This window comes from Kitasatospora sp. NPDC054795 (assembly GCF_053611565.1).
In genome coordinates, this window is the sequence record NZ_JBSHAP010000187.1 from 1 (window position 1) to 13,716 (window position 13,716).

At 73.5% G+C, this 13,716-nt stretch carries 17 protein-coding genes; 11 read left to right on the plus strand and 6 right to left on the minus strand.

Annotation, left to right across the window (positions count from 1 at the left end; translation table 11 throughout):
• Nucleotides 1-569: ABC transporter permease (locus ACWGJO_RS38495; protein WP_452190287.1), on the plus strand; the 569-nt coding region annotated here is incomplete at its 5' end.
• Nucleotides 570-694: 125 nt separating this feature from the next.
• Complete coding sequence (locus ACWGJO_RS38500; RefSeq protein ID WP_452190288.1) at nucleotides 695-1,498, plus strand: hypothetical protein; 804 nt, start codon at nucleotides 695-697, stop codon at nucleotides 1,496-1,498.
• A 99-nt stretch (nucleotides 1,499-1,597) separates the two neighbouring features.
• On the opposite strand, the gene ybaK is transcribed toward ACWGJO_RS38500, so the two are convergent.
• The 3 genes from ybaK to ACWGJO_RS38515 form a co-directional block, all read right to left on the minus strand.
• Nucleotides 1,598-2,092 (minus strand): Cys-tRNA(Pro) deacylase, encoded by a 495-nt coding sequence (ybaK, locus tag ACWGJO_RS38505; protein WP_452190289.1) that lies wholly within the window; start codon nucleotides 2,090-2,092, stop codon nucleotides 1,598-1,600.
• 31 nt (nucleotides 2,093-2,123) lie between these two features.
• Nucleotides 2,124-2,861, minus strand: a complete 738-nt coding sequence (locus ACWGJO_RS38510) for an LON peptidase substrate-binding domain-containing protein (protein ID WP_452190298.1) — start codon at nucleotides 2,859-2,861, stop codon at nucleotides 2,124-2,126.
• Between the two features lie 96 nt (nucleotides 2,862-2,957).
• Complete coding sequence (locus ACWGJO_RS38515; RefSeq protein ID WP_452190290.1) at nucleotides 2,958-4,538, minus strand: oxidoreductase; 1,581 nt, start codon at nucleotides 4,536-4,538, stop codon at nucleotides 2,958-2,960.
• 90 nt (nucleotides 4,539-4,628) lie between these two features.
• Here ACWGJO_RS38515 and hisD point away from each other — a divergent pair, with 90 nt between their 5' ends.
• From hisD to hisF, 8 genes are read left to right on the plus strand one after another with little or no spacing between them, the layout of a single operon-like run.
• Nucleotides 4,629-5,936, plus strand: coding sequence for a histidinol dehydrogenase (gene hisD, locus ACWGJO_RS38520; RefSeq protein WP_452190291.1), 1,308 nt, complete (start codon nucleotides 4,629-4,631; stop codon nucleotides 5,934-5,936).
• Nucleotides 5,933-7,084 (plus strand): histidinol-phosphate transaminase, encoded by a 1,152-nt coding sequence (locus tag ACWGJO_RS38525; protein WP_452190292.1) that lies wholly within the window; start codon nucleotides 5,933-5,935, stop codon nucleotides 7,082-7,084. The genes hisD and ACWGJO_RS38525 overlap by 4 nt, the downstream gene beginning before the upstream one ends.
• A gap of 4 nt (nucleotides 7,085-7,088) precedes the next feature.
• The gene (hisB, locus tag ACWGJO_RS38530; protein WP_049650368.1) at nucleotides 7,089-7,682 is read left to right on the plus strand and encodes an imidazoleglycerol-phosphate dehydratase HisB; all 594 of its coding nucleotides are present in this window, start codon (nucleotides 7,089-7,091) and stop codon (nucleotides 7,680-7,682) included.
• A complete protein-coding gene (locus ACWGJO_RS38535) occupies nucleotides 7,679-7,831 on the plus strand; it encodes a hypothetical protein (protein WP_359908297.1) in 153 nt (50 codons plus the stop codon). Before hisB ends, ACWGJO_RS38535 begins: the two co-directional genes overlap by 4 nt.
• Before the next feature lie 50 nt (nucleotides 7,832-7,881).
• Nucleotides 7,882-8,517 carry an imidazole glycerol phosphate synthase subunit HisH gene (hisH, locus tag ACWGJO_RS38540; RefSeq protein WP_359908295.1) on the plus strand — a complete coding sequence of 212 codons (636 nt, stop codon included), beginning with the start codon at nucleotides 7,882-7,884 and terminating at the stop codon, nucleotides 8,515-8,517.
• Nucleotides 8,518-8,537: 20 nt separating this feature from the next.
• On the plus strand, nucleotides 8,538-9,260 hold the full coding sequence (gene priA / locus ACWGJO_RS38545; RefSeq protein ID WP_401050672.1) for a bifunctional 1-(5-phosphoribosyl)-5-((5-phosphoribosylamino)methylideneamino)imidazole-4-carboxamide isomerase/phosphoribosylanthranilate isomerase PriA: 723 nt from the start codon (nucleotides 8,538-8,540) through the stop codon (nucleotides 9,258-9,260).
• Nucleotides 9,257-9,769 carry a RidA family protein gene (locus ACWGJO_RS38550; protein WP_452190293.1) on the plus strand — a complete coding sequence of 171 codons (513 nt, stop codon included), beginning with the start codon at nucleotides 9,257-9,259 and terminating at the stop codon, nucleotides 9,767-9,769. Before priA ends, ACWGJO_RS38550 begins: the two co-directional genes overlap by 4 nt.
• Complete coding sequence (hisF, locus tag ACWGJO_RS38555) at nucleotides 9,766-10,536, plus strand: imidazole glycerol phosphate synthase subunit HisF (RefSeq protein ID WP_359908289.1); 771 nt, start codon at nucleotides 9,766-9,768, stop codon at nucleotides 10,534-10,536. Before ACWGJO_RS38550 ends, hisF begins: the two co-directional genes overlap by 4 nt.
• A gap of 119 nt (nucleotides 10,537-10,655) precedes the next feature.
• On the opposite strand, the gene ACWGJO_RS38560 is transcribed toward hisF, so the two are convergent.
• The 3 genes from ACWGJO_RS38560 to ACWGJO_RS38570 all read right to left on the minus strand — a co-directional run bounded on the left by ACWGJO_RS38560 (nucleotide 10,656) and on the right by ACWGJO_RS38570 (nucleotide 12,886).
• Nucleotides 10,656-11,507 carry a VOC family protein gene (locus ACWGJO_RS38560; protein ID WP_452190294.1) on the minus strand — a complete coding sequence of 284 codons (852 nt, stop codon included), beginning with the start codon at nucleotides 11,505-11,507 and terminating at the stop codon, nucleotides 10,656-10,658.
• A gap of 98 nt (nucleotides 11,508-11,605) precedes the next feature.
• Complete coding sequence (locus tag ACWGJO_RS38565; protein ID WP_452190295.1) at nucleotides 11,606-12,250, minus strand: TIGR03085 family metal-binding protein; 645 nt, start codon at nucleotides 12,248-12,250, stop codon at nucleotides 11,606-11,608.
• A gap of 9 nt (nucleotides 12,251-12,259) precedes the next feature.
• Nucleotides 12,260-12,886 (minus strand): TetR/AcrR family transcriptional regulator, encoded by a 627-nt coding sequence (locus ACWGJO_RS38570; protein ID WP_452190296.1) that lies wholly within the window; start codon nucleotides 12,884-12,886, stop codon nucleotides 12,260-12,262.
• A 110-nt stretch (nucleotides 12,887-12,996) separates the two neighbouring features.
• Between ACWGJO_RS38570 and ACWGJO_RS38575 the strand changes: the two genes are divergently transcribed.
• Nucleotides 12,997-13,665, plus strand: a complete 669-nt coding sequence (locus ACWGJO_RS38575) for a hypothetical protein (RefSeq protein WP_452190297.1) — start codon at nucleotides 12,997-12,999, stop codon at nucleotides 13,663-13,665.
• Nucleotides 13,666-13,716 lie beyond the last annotated feature (51 nt).

Below are 13,716 nucleotides of genomic sequence, written 5' to 3' on the forward strand. Positions count from 1 at the left end.
GTTCGAGCGTGCTGGTGGTGGCCTTCGTCGCGCTGAACCTGCTCGCCCAGTACTTCGGGAAGCTGCGGGCCACCGGCGGGCTCGACCACTACGCGACGCTGCCGGTGCCGGCCGCCTCGGTGGTGCTGGGGGCGGCCGCCGCGTACGCCTCCTTCACCCTGCCCGGGACGCTCGTCACGGCGGTGTTCGGGGCGGTGATGTTCGGGCTGCCGCTCGGGCAGCTGTGGGTGCTGCTGGCGGTCGTGCCGCTGGCCGGGGCCGCGCTGTCCGGGCTGGGAGCGGCCTGCGGGCTGCTGGCGCCGCGCCAGGAGATCGCGACGATGCTCGGGCAGCTCGGGATGTCGGCGGCCCTGCTGCTGGGCGTGCTGCCGGCGAACCACCTGCCGCAGCCGGTGCAGTGGCTGCGGGACCTGCTGCCGTCCACGTACGGGGTGGACGCCTTCGCGCGGACGTTCGCGCCGGATCCGGACTGGGCGCTGGTGCTCGGGGACCTGGCGGTCTGCGCGGGGGTGGGCGTGGTGTCGCTGGCCGTCGCCACCTGGGCGTACCGGCGGGCGGTCTCGCGGTAGGGCGTTGCGCGGCGGGCCGTCCCGCGGTGCTGCCCGGTCCGGTGCGTCACGGGCCGGACCGGGCCGGTGCGGCGGTCGGTACGGTGGTGGGTCGTTCGAGTGGCCGTCGTGAAACGATGGGGTCCGTGACCGTACCGAACACACCTCCGGATCCCGCCCCCGCCGACGTGCACGGCCCGCACGGCGTGCACGACGCGCGCGATGCGCAGGCGGTGCCGGACGCAGCGTCCGACCCGTTCGCGCCGCCGTACGGGGCCACCGCCCTCGGGCACGGGACGACCCCGCTGGGGCAGCGGCTGCTGCCGGAGGTCCGGGTCGGGGCGGGGGTCGTGGTCGCCTGCCTGGTGGCCGGTCTGGTGGTGGCCGGGCTGTGGGCCTGGCTGGCGCCGAAGGTGCCGCTGGTGGTGGACGGGGACCGCATCCTCTACGCCGACCCCGAGGGGGAGCAGCGGGCCGGCGCCGACGCCGTGTTCGTGCTCATCTGCCTGGGGGCGGGGATCCTGACCGCGCTCGGCGCCTTCCTGGTCACCCGCAGGCGCGGCGGCGGCATCGCGGTCGCACTGGGGCTGACCGTCGGCGGGCTGCTCGGGTCGATCGGGGCCTGGCGGATCGGGCGCTGGCTCGGGCCGGGCAACGACCTGATCGGTGAGGCCCGGCGGGTCGGCAACGGCGGGCACTTCGACGCGGGCATCGACCTGGGGGCGCTGGGGGCGCTGCTGGTCTGGCCGATGACGGCGATGGTGGTGCTGCTCCTGCTCTCGGCGGCGTTCGGCAAGCGCGAGGAGGACCCGCCGCCGTACTGGGCGCCGGTGGCGCAGTCGCCGCTGGGGGTGCCTCCGGCGGGGGCGCCGACGGGGCCGTGGGCCGGGCCGTACCCGGGATCGGGGCCGCAGCCGGGGCCGGGAACGGGGAGCGGTACGGGGCACTGACGTACGCGTCGTCCCCCGCGCCCCGCGCCCCCCGCTTTCGCGGGGGAGGGGATCCGGGGGCGGGGCGCTCGGCAGGGCCCGGAAGGTGCTCGGCAGCGCTCAGCGGGCGATGGGGGCGGTGCTGGCCCTGGTGAGGCTGACGAGGTCGCCCGGGGCCAGTTCGACTTCGAGGCCGCGGCGGCCCGCCGAGACGTAGACGGTGGGGTGGCCGAGCGCGCTGGCGTCGACGACGGTCCGCAGCGGGCGGCGCTGGCCCAGCGGGGAGATGCCGCCGAGGACGTAGCCGCTGCTGCGCTCGGCGGCGGCCGGGTCGGCCATGGCGGCGCGCTTGCCGCCGACGGCCGCCGCCAGGGCCTTGAGGTCGAGCCGGCCGGCGACCGGGACCACGCCGACGGTGAGGGTGCCGTCCACGTCGGCGACGAGGGTCTTGAAGACCCGCTCGGGGGCGATGCCGAGGACCTCGGCGGCCTCGCCGCCGTAGGAGGCGGCGGCCGGGTCGTGGTCGTAGGCGTGCACGGTGAACGGGACGGCGGCGGCTTCCAGGGCGACGGTGGCGGGCGTGCCCTGGCCGCCCTTCTTGGGCTTCTTGGCCATGTCGGGTCCTCGGGGTCCTCGGGGTCCTCGGTCAGTTGGGGCTGAAGCGCTGGCGGGTGAGGTCGGCGGCGGGCAGCGAGGGCAGCCAGCTGAGGACGGCGCTCTCGCGGCGCAGCAGGTCGAGTTCGGCGCGCAGCCGCTGGGCGTTGTCCGGGCAGGCGAGCAGCTGCTGCTTGACCGGGGTCTCGAACACCGAGGCGGCGGCGACCAGGTAGGAGAGCACCTGTGGGTCGTCCGGGAGCTCCTGGTGGCCGACGGTGCTGGCCTCGCGGGCGCCGGCCAGGCGCTTCTGGTAGACCCGGAAAGCCCGCTCGACCTCGGAGGCCAGCGCGCCGGAGCCCTCGCCGGGGCGCTCCTCGATCGGCTCGATCTCACCGGTCAGGTACGGGCCGGAGACGTCCGCCGAGCGCAGCCGGAACCGGGTGGTGCCGGTGACCAGCAGCTCGTAGCGGCCGTCCGGCTGGTGCTCGACCGAGGCGATGTCGGCGACGCAGCCGATGTGGAACATCGCCTCCAAGGGGTCCCCGGTGGTGGTGCCGAGGCCGTCCAGCGGGCCGGCCGGGCCGCCCTCGGGTCTGACCGGGGCGACCTCCCGGCCGTCCCTGATCGCGAGCACGCCGAACCGCCGGGGGGTGTCCTCGGACTGTTCGAGCAGGTCGGCGACGAGACGGCGGTAGCGCTCCTCGAAGACGTTCAGGGGCAGCACCAGGCCCGGGTAGAGCACGGTGTTCAGCGGGAAGAGCGGCAGCCGTTCTGTCACGGCGGACAGCGTAGTTCCCCGGGCGGGGGCCTTGTCGCACGGTCTGCGGGGTCGGCCGTCGACGAGGCGGCCGCCGACGGGCCGACGGGCCGGCCATCGGCCGGCTCAGCCGCGCTGGAGCATCCTGGTGGCGCCGGTGACGACCGTGGAGGCGAGCAGCCAGCCGATCACGACCAGCCCGGCGGAGATCCACTGGGTGAGGCCCGCGGGGTTCCAGCCGCCCTGGTTGAGGTCCACGATCGGCAGCAGCTGGTTGAGGGTGTACAGCACCGGGTTCCAGTGCGGGCGCTCGTCGGCCTTGAGCGGCTCCAGCGGGTGGGTGGCGAACCAGAGGCTGCCGAGGATCCAGGCGAGCAGCAGCCACAGTCCCGCCCGGCCGGGCCGGTAGCCGTAGCCGACGGTGACGTCCTGGACCGCGCCCCAGACCCGGGCGGGCAGCGGCAGGGTGCGCCGGCGCCGGCGCTGCTTGGCGTACAGCACCTCGCGGGCGTCGTCGTCGGCGCCGTCGCGGCGCAGGGCGGCGGCGAGCTGCTCGTAGGACTCCGGCTGGAAGTCCACCGAGGAACCCTCCAGCCAGGCGATCCGCTGCTGGACGGTGAAGGGACGGGCCGGACGCAGGTTCTCGTACACGAAGCCGGTGAGGCGCAGGTGCCTGCCGAGCGGCCATGCCTCCGGGGCGTCGACCAGATTGCCGATCCGGGCGCGGGAGAGCGAGACGGTGCCGGTGGGGCGGAACTTGCAGGTGAAGCGCAGCTCGGGGGTCTGGATGCGGCTCAGCGCGAGTTCGTCCGTGTCCGCCAGGTGGAACTCGCCGGAGATCAGGCAGGCGCTGTCGAAGCGCGAGTCGGAGAGGCGGACCTGGCCCCAGGCGCGGAACGGGGTGACCGGGCCGTCCGGCGGCGGGTACTCGCCGTAGCCGGAGCCGTAGTAGCCGCGGGAGCCGGACCAGCCGCGGTCGGCGGAGCCGGTCAGGTAAAGGGTGTGGCCGACACTGACCCGGACGGCGTTGAAGCAGATGCGGTTCTTCTCCGGGACGGCGCGCAGCTGGGCGCCGCGCAGCGAGAGCCGGCCGCCTATCCGGGCCGTCCGTATGCTCAACTCGCCCGTGGTCTCCAGGCGTTCGGCCTCGAAGTCCTGGTTGACGGTGATCCCGTCGGCGGAGACGGCACGGGCGAAGCGGTCGCCGCCGACCACCGTCTGGTTGAGCAGCAGGTCGGTGCCGATCTTGGAGTCGGTGAGCCGGATGCCCTCGGGGACGCGGCAGCGGGCCAGGTGGAGGTCGCCGGTGGTGGAGAGCCGGGAGGCCTCCAGCCGGGGGATGAGGCAGCCCACGAAGCGCAGCGTCGAGGCCACGGCCTCGGACATCAGGATCTTCTGGTCGAAGCGGCAGCCGTGGACCTCGACGTAGCGGTCGATGTCGGCGCCGGCCAGCTTGAGCGCCCCGGTGACCAGCACGCCGCTGAGCCGCAGCGAGGCGACCCGCCCGGCGGCGGGCTCCGGGCCGGCCAGCAGCAGGTGGGCGAGCACCTCGGCGCGGACGGTGCGCTCGGGGCCCCAGACGGCGTCGCCGAAGGGGTCGTCGGCCTCCGCCTCGCCCGTGCGGAGGTCCAGGATCTCGCCCTCGCGGTAGGCCTCCCAGAGCCTCCGCTCGACCCCGTTCCAGCCCTCCGGAGCACGCTCCGCCATGGTTCCCCCGTCCCCCCGGTCGTCTCGCCCTTCGTATCACGGACTGAAATGCGGGACCAGCGGTTCCGGCCACTCCTTACACTGGGTGGCGTGATCTCTCGAATCGACCTCCGCGGCTCGCTGGACGACCCGCGTGACCTGCTGCCCCGTGCCGAGTTCGACGTTGCGGCCGCCCTGGAGAAGGTGCGGCCGATCGCCGAGGACGTACGCCATCGCGGGGTCGCGGCGCTGATCGAGATCACCGAGCGCTTCGACGGCGTCCGGCTGGAGTCGACCCGGGTCCCGGCCGAGCAGCTGACCGCGGCACTGGAGACGCTGGACCCGAAGGTCCGGGCCGCGCTGGAGGAGTCGATCCGCCGGGCCCGCGCCGTGCACGCGGACCAGCGCCGCACCGGGCACACCACCCAGGTGGTGCCGGGCGGCACGGTCACCCAGCGCTGGGTGCCGGTCGAGCGGGTCGGCCTGTACGTGCCGGGCGGGCTGGCGGTCTACCCGTCCTCCGTGGTGATGAACGTGGTGCCGGCCCAGGCGGCGGGCGTCCGGGGCATCGCCGTCACCTCGCCGCCGCAGAAGGAGTTCGGCGGCCGCGTCCACCCGGCCATCCTGGCGGCCTGCGCGCTGCTCGGCGTGGAGGAGGTGTACGCCGTCGGCGGCGCCCAGGCGGTCGCGATGTTCGCCCTCGGCACCGAGGAGTGCGCGCCGGTGAACGTGGTCACCGGCCCGGGCAACATCTACGTGGCCGCCGCCAAGCGCTACTTCGCCGGCCGGATCGGCATCGACTCCGAGGCCGGCCCGACCGAGATCGCCGTCCTCGCCGACGACAGCGCGCTGGCGTCCGACGTCGCCGCCGACCTGATCAGCCAGGCCGAGCACGGCCCGACCTCCGGCTCGGTGCTGGTCACCGACTCCCCGGCGCTGGCCGACGCGGTCGAGGCCGAGCTGGCCGTGCAGATCGCGAGGACCAAGCACAGCGAGCGGGTGGCCGAGGCGCTGGGCGGCAGGCAGTCCGGCATCATCCTGGTCGACGACCTGGAGCAGGGCCTCGCCGTGGTCAACGCGTACGCGGCCGAGCACCTGGAGATCCAGACCCGCGACGCCCACGCCGTGGCGGCCCGGGTGGTCAACGCCGGCGCGATCTTCATCGGCCGCTGGACCCCGGTCTCGCTGGGCGACTACGCGGCCGGCTCCAACCACGTGCTGCCGACCGGCGGCTGCGCCTGCCACTCCTCCGGGCTGTCGGTGCAGACCTTCCTGCGCGGCGTCCAGGTCGTCGAGTACGACCGGGACGCGCTGGCGGACGTCGCCGCGCACGTGGTCACCCTGGCGAACGCCGAGGACCTGCCGGGGCACGGGGACGCGATCAAGGCTCGTTTCGATTGGACGGTGCCGGGCTCGTGACTGCCATCGATGATCTGCCGGTCCGGGACGAGCTGCGCGGCCAGTCCCCGTACGGCGCGCCGCAGCTGGACGTGCCCGTCCAGCTGAACACCAACGAGAACCCCTACCCGCTGCCCGAGGAACTGGTCGCCCGGATCGCCGAGCGCGTCGCCGAGGCCGCCCGCGGGCTGAACCGCTACCCCGACCGGGACGCGGTCGAGCTGCGCGAGGGCCTCGCCGCGTACCTCGGGAAGACCACCGGCTTCCCCGTCCGGCGTGAGCAGGTGTGGGCGGCCAACGGCTCCAACGAGGTGCTCCAGCAGCTGCTGCAGACCTTCGGCGGCCCCGGCCGCAGCGCGCTCGGCTTCGAGCCCTCGTACTCGATGCACGCGCTGATCTCCCGGGGCACCGGCACGGCCTGGATCTCCGGGCCGCGCAACGAGGACTTCACCATCGACGTGGACGCCGCCGTCGCCGCCATCGCGGAGCACCGGCCGAACGTGGTCTTCGTCTGCTCGCCCAACAACCCGACCGGCACCGCCGTGGACGCCGACACCGTGCTGCGGCTGTACGAGGCCGCGCAGGCCGCCCGGCCCAGCCTGGTGGTGGTGGACGAGGCGTACGTCGAGTTCTCGCACCGCGCCTCACTGCTGCCGCTGATCGAGGGCCGCCCCAACCTGGTGGTCAGCCGCACCATGTCCAAGGCCTTCGGCGCGGCCGGGCTGCGCCTGGGCTACCTGGCCGCCGACCCGGCCGTGGTGGACGCGGTGCAGCTGGTGCGCCTGCCGTACCACCTGTCGGCCGTCACCCAGGCCACCGCGCTGGCCTGCCTGGAGCACACCGACACCCTGCTGGGGTACGTCGGGCGGCTCAAGGAGGAGCGCGACCGGCTGGTCGACGCGCTGCGGGGAATGGGCCTGGAGGTCACCGACTCGGACGCCAACTTCGTCCAGTTCGGCCGCTTCGCCGACACCCACGCGGTGTGGCAGGCCATCCTCGACCAGGGCGTCCTGGTCCGCGACAACGGCGTCCCCGGGTGGCTGCGCGTCACCGCCGGCACGCCCGCCGAGAACGACGCCTTCCTGGACGCCGTCCGCACAGCCCTCCCGTCTCCCACCCCCACCCTTGATCGAGCACGCTCCGCGCGCGCTGCCAGTCAGGAGCTGTAACCCCATGTCCCGCATCGGACGCGTCGAGCGCACCACCAAGGAGACCTCGGTCCTGGTCGAGATAGACCTCGACGGCACCGGGAGGACCGACATCTCCACGGGCGTCGGCTTCTACGACCACATGCTCGACCAGCTCGGCCGGCACGGCCTGTTCGACCTCACCGTCAAGACCGACGGCGACCTGCACATCGACACCCACCACACCATCGAGGACACCGCCCTCGCGCTCGGCGCCGCCTTCAAGCAGGCGCTCGGCGACAAGGTGGGCATCTACCGCTTCGGCAACTGCACGGTGCCGCTGGACGAGTCGCTCGCCCAGGTCACCGTGGACCTCTCCGGCCGGCCGTACCTGGTGCACACCGAGCCCGAGGGCATCGCGCCGATGATCGGCTCGTACGACACCACGATGACCCGGCACATCCTGGAGTCCTTCGTGGCCCAGGCGCAGATCGCGCTGCACGTCCACGTGCCGTACGGGCGCAACGCGCACCACATCGTGGAGTGCCAGTTCAAGGCGCTGGCCCGGGCGCTGCGCTACGCCGCCGAGCGCGACCCGCGCGCGGCCGGAATCCTCCCGTCGACCAAGGGTGCGCTGTGAGCAATACCGCGATGATCCTCATCTTCGTCGGCCTCTTCCTGGCCGGCGGAGTCATCTCCTTCTGGAAGCAGAAGCACTCGAAGAGCGTCATCCTGGTGCTCGCCTTCGGCTCCGTGATGTGCCTGGCCTCCGGCCTCCTGCGCCTGTAGACCCGCCGCCGAGACCCGCCGCCCGCCGCACAGAGACTGGACACCTGAACATGGGCAAGAACGTCGTCGTCCTCGACTACGGCTCCGGCAACCTCCGCTCGGCGCAGCGCGCCCTGGAGCGGACCGGAGCGGACGTCACCGTCAGCTCCGACTACGACACCGCGATGGCCGCGGACGGCCTGCTCGTCCCCGGCGTGGGCGCCTTCGAGGCCTGCATGCGCGGACTCAAGTCCGTCCGCGGGGACTGGATCGTGGGCCGCCGGCTCGCCGGCGGCCGACCGGTCATGGGCATCTGCGTCGGCATGCAGATCCTCTTCGAGAAGGGGGTCGAGCACGGCGTGGAGACGGCCGGCTGCGACGAGTGGCCGGGCACCGTGGAGCCGCTGGACGCCCCCGTCGTCCCGCACATGGGCTGGAACACCGTGGACGCGCCCGCGGAGAGCCGGATGTTCGCCGGCCTCGACCCGCAGACCCGCTTCTACTTCGTGCACTCCTACGGGGTGCGGCACTGGGAACTGGAGGCCCACAGCGCGCGGATCAACCCGCCGCTGGTCACCTGGGCCACCCACGGGCAGCCGTTCGTCGCGGCCGTCGAGAACGGCCCGCTCTGGGCCACCCAGTTCCACCCCGAGAAGTCCGGCGACGCCGGCGCCGCCCTGCTGACCAACTGGGTCAACACCCTCTGACTGTCTGAGAGTTGGATCTGATGAGCCTCGAACTGCTGCCCGCCGTCGACGTCCGGGACGGTCAGGCCGTCCGCCTGGTCAAGGGCGCCTCCGGCACCGAGACCTCCTTCGGCGAGCCGCTCGCCGCCGCCCTCGCCTGGCAGAACGCCGGCGCCGAGTGGCTGCACCTGGTCGACCTGGACGCCGCCTTCGGCACCGGCTCCAACTACGAGCTGCTGCGCGACGTCACCGGCCGGCTGGACATCAAGGTCGAGCTGTCCGGCGGCATCCGCGACGACGAGTCGCTGGCCCGCGCGCTCGCCACCGGCTGCACCCGGGTCAACCTCGGCACCGCCGCCCTGGAAGCCCCGGAGTGGGTCGCCAAGGCCATCGCCGAGCACGGCGACAAGATCGCCGTCGGCCTGGACGTCGTCGGCACCACCCTGCGCGGCCGCGGCTGGACCCGCGACGGCGGCCAGCTCTTCGAGGTGCTGGAGCGCCTCGACCAGGAGGGCTGCGCCCGCTACGTCGTCACCGACGTCAACCGGGACGGCACCCTGACCGGCCCCAACCTCCAGCTGCTGCGCGACGTCTGCGCCGCGACCGCCAAGCCCGTGGTCGCCTCCGGCGGCGTCTCCTCGCTCGACGACCTGCGCGCCATCGCCTCGCTCGTCCGTGAGGGTGTCGAGGGAGCCATCGTGGGCAAGGCACTCTACGAGCAGAAGTTCACCCTCGAAGAGGCCCTGGAGGCGGTTTCAGGATGACGGATGGTCGGATCGTACGCGGCGAGGTCGAACACGGCGCGGTCGGGCACGGCGCGGTCGTGCGCGGCCGGGTCGGCGGATTCTCCCCCTGGGAGGACGAGTTCGGCTACTCCCGGGCGGTCGCCGCGGGGGACCACGTGCACGTGGCCGGCTCCACCGCCTGGGTGGACGGCCGGATCGAGCACGAGGGCGACCCGTACCGGCAGACCCTCGCCGCGTTCGGCGTCGGGCTCAAGGCCCTGGCCGCGTACGGTCTGACCGTCGACGACGTGGTCCGCACCCGGATGTACATCACCCACGTCCGCGACGCCGAGGAGGTGGGCCGCGCCCACCGTGAACTCTTCGACGCCGCACGCCCGGCGGCCACCATGGTGGTGGTCGAGGGACTCATCGACTCCCGGATGATGGTCGAGATCGAGCTCGACGCCTACCGGTCCGGGCTGGCGAAGACCCTGGAAGCACTGGAAACCCTGGAAGCCCTGGAAGCCCTGGAAGGCGAACAGCCGTGACCCTCGCAGTACGTGTCATCCCCTGCCTGGACGTCGACGCCGGGCGGGTGGTCAAGGGCGTCAACTTCCAGAACCTGCGCGACGCCGGCGACCCGGTCGAGATGGCCAAGCTCTACGACGCCGAAGGCGCCGACGAGCTCACCTTCCTCGACATCACCGCCTCCTCCGGCGACCGGGAGACCACCTACGACGTGGTCCGCCGCACCGCCGAGCAGGTCTTCATCCCGCTGACGGTGGGCGGCGGCATCCGTGCCGTCGAGGACGTCGACAAGCTGCTGCGGGCCGGCGCCGACAAGGTCGGCGTCAACACCGCGGCCATCGCCCGGCCCGAGCTGATCCGCGAGATCGCCAAGCGCTTCGGCCGGCAGGTCCTGGTGCTCTCGGTGGACGCCCGGCGCTGCCCGCCCGGGACGGAGACCGAGTCGGGCTACGAGGTCACCACGCACGGCGGGCGGCAGGGCACCGGCCTGGACGCCGTCGAATGGGCGGGCCGCGCCGCCGAGTTGGGCGCGGGTGAGATCCTGCTCAACTCGATGGACGCGGACGGCACCAAGGACGGCTACGACCTGGAGATGATCCGGGCCGTGCGCAAGGCCGTCTCGGTGCCGGTGATCGCCTCCGGCGGAGCGGGCAGGCTCGCCGACTTCGCGCCGGCCGTCGAGGCGGGCGCGGACGCGGTGCTGGCCGCCAGCGTGTTCCACTTCGGGGACCTGCGGATCGGCGACGTCAAGGGCGCGCTGCGCGAGGCCGGGCACCCGGTGCGCTGACGTTCGGCGTGTTCGTTCGCGTTCGGCGTGTGCGCTGACGCTCGGCGTGTGCGTTCCGCGCGCGTTCCGTGCGTGAGGAGGGCCCGCGGTTCCCGGAACCGCGGGCCCTCGCCGCACCCTCAGGACTCCTGGGGCTCGCCCTTGATCAGCGCGAAGGGGGCGCCGTTCGGGTCCGCCAGCCAGGCCAGCCGGCCGACGTTCTCCACGTCCGCGGCCGGCATCAGCACCGAGCCGCCGGCCGCCGTCGCCCTGGCGATCACCGCGTCCACGTCCTCGGTGGCGAAGTACGGCGTCCAGGCGGAGGGCTGCTCCGGGGACATCGTCGGGGCGATGCCGCCGAAGCCGGTGTCCCGCTGGTCGCCCTCGGCGGTGGAGAGCACCCGGTAGGTCATGCCCGGCGACGGCTCGAAGTTCTCCACCCGCCAGCCGAACAGCTGCCGGTAGAAGGCGAAGGCGCCGTCCTGGTCGGAGGTGTGCAGTTCGGCCCAGACCAGGGCGCCCTCCTCCGACACGGCGTCCAGGCCCTTGGTGTTGCCGGACTGCCAGACGGCGAACCGGGCTCCCTGCGGGTCCGAGAACTGTGCCAGTCGGCCCTCCTGCATCACGTCCATCGGCTCGACCAGGACCTTGCCGCCGGCCTGCCGGACGCCATTGGCGGTGGCGTCCGCGTCGGAGCTGCGGAAGTACGTCGTCCAGGTGGACGGGTCGCCCTCGTTGAGCGCGCCGATCGCGCCGACGGTCTTCCCGTTCAGCTGGACGAAGCCGTAGCCACCGGTGTCGGGGATCTCCAGGAAGGTCCAGCCGAAGACCGTGTTGTAGAACGCGGCCGTGGCGGGGATGTCCGGGCTGCCCAGGTCGATCCAGCAGGGCGAGCCGATGGGGAAGTCGGTGGTGAGCATGGCGGTGTGCCCTTCGACGGACGGGACGGCCGGGCGGCCCGGGGCGGACCCCGGCCACCTGCGAGTCTGCACCCGGGCACTGACATCCGCAGCCGGGGAAGCCGCCCCCCGGCCGAGCGGCGTCCGGCGCCGCGTTCCCCGGTGGCCCGGCGGAGGTGTGGTCCCGCGGTCTACCTCGGGGGCAGGGGAAGGACGTGGCGCAGGGCCTCGACGGCGTCGGAGGCACCGTCGACGGCGAGGGCGGCCAGGGCCCCGCGGCCGTAGGTGAAGAGCACCAGCTCGCCGGGTTCGCCGGTGACGCGGACGGTGGCGGCTCCGGCCGGGCCGACGGTGAGGGAACGGCCGTCCGGGTGGGTGAGTGCCAGGCGGACGGGGGAGCGGCGGCCCGCCTCCAGGCGGGCGATGAGCGGGAGGCGGCGCCAGAGGGCCTCGGCGCGCCCGGGCGGCACGGGCTGAGCGGTCCAGTCCTCGGCCGCCCGTACGACGTCCTCGGCGTGGACGAAGTACTCCACGGTGTTCGCCGCCTCGTCCGCGCCGGGCAGGGCGAACGGGGAGTAGACCGGAGGCCCGGCCCGGAACAGCCGCACCAGTTCTTCGTACGGCCGCTCGGCGTACCCGTCCTGCACCCGCCGCGTCCACCCGGCCAGCGCCCCGACCCGGATGCCGGCCGCCGCGTCGGGCCGGCGCTCCCGGACCACCAGGTGGGCGGCGAGGTCCCGGGTGGTCCACCCGGCGCAGAGGGTGGGCGCGTCCGGCCCGGCGGCGGTGAGGAGTTGGGCGAGCCGGTGGCGTTCGGCGAGGGCGTGGTTCGACATGCCGTCAGCCTAGGGGAGCGTCGCGATGCCGGCGCAGAGCAGGCGGACGCTTCGCGCGAACTTCTCGTCCTGGCTGTGGCGGGGTGTGGACGGGTCCATGAGGAGGGGGAACCGTTCGCGCAGTTCGGTGTAGAGCTCGGCGGTGACGGGTGGGGGTGTCGCGGGCTGGTTCTGTTCCTGGAGGACGAAGCCGGTGACGTGACTGAGCAGGGTGTCGGCGGCGATGTGGCAGTGGTCGGCGGGCAGGCCGGCGTCGAGGAGGGTGCGCAGGAGGCGTTCCATCAGGGAGAGGGCACCGGTGCTGAGCATGCCGGGGCTCTCGGCGAGGAGTTGGGCGCCGCCGGGGTGCTGCTTGATGCTCAGGCGCAGGGCGATGGCCTGGGCCTGTGTGCGGTCGTGCCAGGTGGCGGTGGGCGGGAGTGCGGTGAGGGCCCGGGTGCCGGCGTCGTAGGCGCGGAGACAGACCCGGTCGGCCATCAGGGCGAGGAGTTCGTCCTTGCCGCGTACGTGGTAGTAGAGGCTGCCCGCGTGGGCGTCGAGCCGGTCGGCGACCTGGCGCATGGACAGGTTCTGGTAGCCGACCTCGGCGAAGACGGCCATGCCCGCGTCGACGATGCGGTCCTTGGTGAGCTTCATGTCCTCACCGTACAGCGTTTTCCAACACTGTTCGAAAACTGTGCTAGCTTTGCCCCGTCAAGTTTTCGAACGGTGTTGGAAAACGCCGGAGCCAGGGGGAGGAGCCGGACATGGGGGCGATCGTCTTCAACGTGACCACGGCCGCACTGATGGTCATGATGGTCAACTGCGGGCTCGGCGTGGTGGGCCGCGACACCCTGCGCGGGAGGCTGCTCCCGTGGGCCGCGATCGCCCTGACCGCGGTCGCCGTCGCGGGCGTGCTGCTCCAACTCCTCTGGTCCGGCGCGATGGACGCGCTGGATGCGGACCCCGCCAAGTCCGGCTGGTGGCGCGAGCTCACCTCGGTGTTCATGCAGAACGGCGGCCTGTTCGGCGGCCTGTGGAACCTCGTCACCCTCGCCGCCGTCGCCGCGCTCGCCCAGTGGTACTGGGGCGCTCCGCTCACCCTCGGCTTCTTCCTCGCCGGAATCCTGCTGCCCGGCCGCATCGACACCCTGCTCGGCCTCGGCGGCGGTCCCGGCACCGACCCGCGCAACTTCGCCGGCAGCTCCGGCGCCACCTACTTCCTCGGCGCCACCCTCGCCCTCGCCCTCCTCACCCGCACCCGCCTCCCCAAGGAGATCGCCCTCGCCGCCGGCGTCCCCGTGCTGGGCCTCGCGATGTGGCTCGCCCAGGAGAACGGCCACGGGCTGGTGTCCGTCTACGGCTTCGCCCTCGCGGCGGCCGTGTGGGCCGTCCGCCGCCGCCTGCCCCACCCGGCCCCCGGCCGGACGGCCTGACCCCGCGACCCGGCGGCCGCTCGCGGTACGACGGCGACGACGGCCCCGACC

Bases quoted from the DNA above. Each gene is read 5' to 3' on its own strand.
- priA (WP_401050672.1), top strand. From the start codon at position 8,538: ATGAGCCTCGAACTGCTGCCCGCCGTCGACGTCCGGGACGGTCAGGCC.
- ACWGJO_RS38575 (WP_452190297.1), top strand. From the start codon at position 12,997: ATGGGGGCGATCGTCTTCAACGTGACCACGGCCGCACTGATGGTCATG.
- ACWGJO_RS38515 (WP_452190290.1), bottom strand. From the start codon at position 4,538: ATGGCGGAGCGTGCTCCGGAGGGCTGGAACGGGGTCGAGCGGAGGCTC.
- hisH (WP_359908295.1), top strand. From the start codon at position 7,882: ATGGGCAAGAACGTCGTCGTCCTCGACTACGGCTCCGGCAACCTCCGC.
- ACWGJO_RS38550 (WP_452190293.1), top strand. From the start codon at position 9,257: ATGACGGATGGTCGGATCGTACGCGGCGAGGTCGAACACGGCGCGGTC.
- ybaK (WP_452190289.1), bottom strand. From the start codon at position 2,092: ATGGCCAAGAAGCCCAAGAAGGGCGGCCAGGGCACGCCCGCCACCGTC.
- ACWGJO_RS38570 (WP_452190296.1), bottom strand. From the start codon at position 12,886: ATGAAGCTCACCAAGGACCGCATCGTCGACGCGGGCATGGCCGTCTTC.
- ACWGJO_RS38565 (WP_452190295.1), bottom strand. From the start codon at position 12,250: ATGTCGAACCACGCCCTCGCCGAACGCCACCGGCTCGCCCAACTCCTC.
- hisB (WP_049650368.1), top strand. From the start codon at position 7,089: ATGTCCCGCATCGGACGCGTCGAGCGCACCACCAAGGAGACCTCGGTC.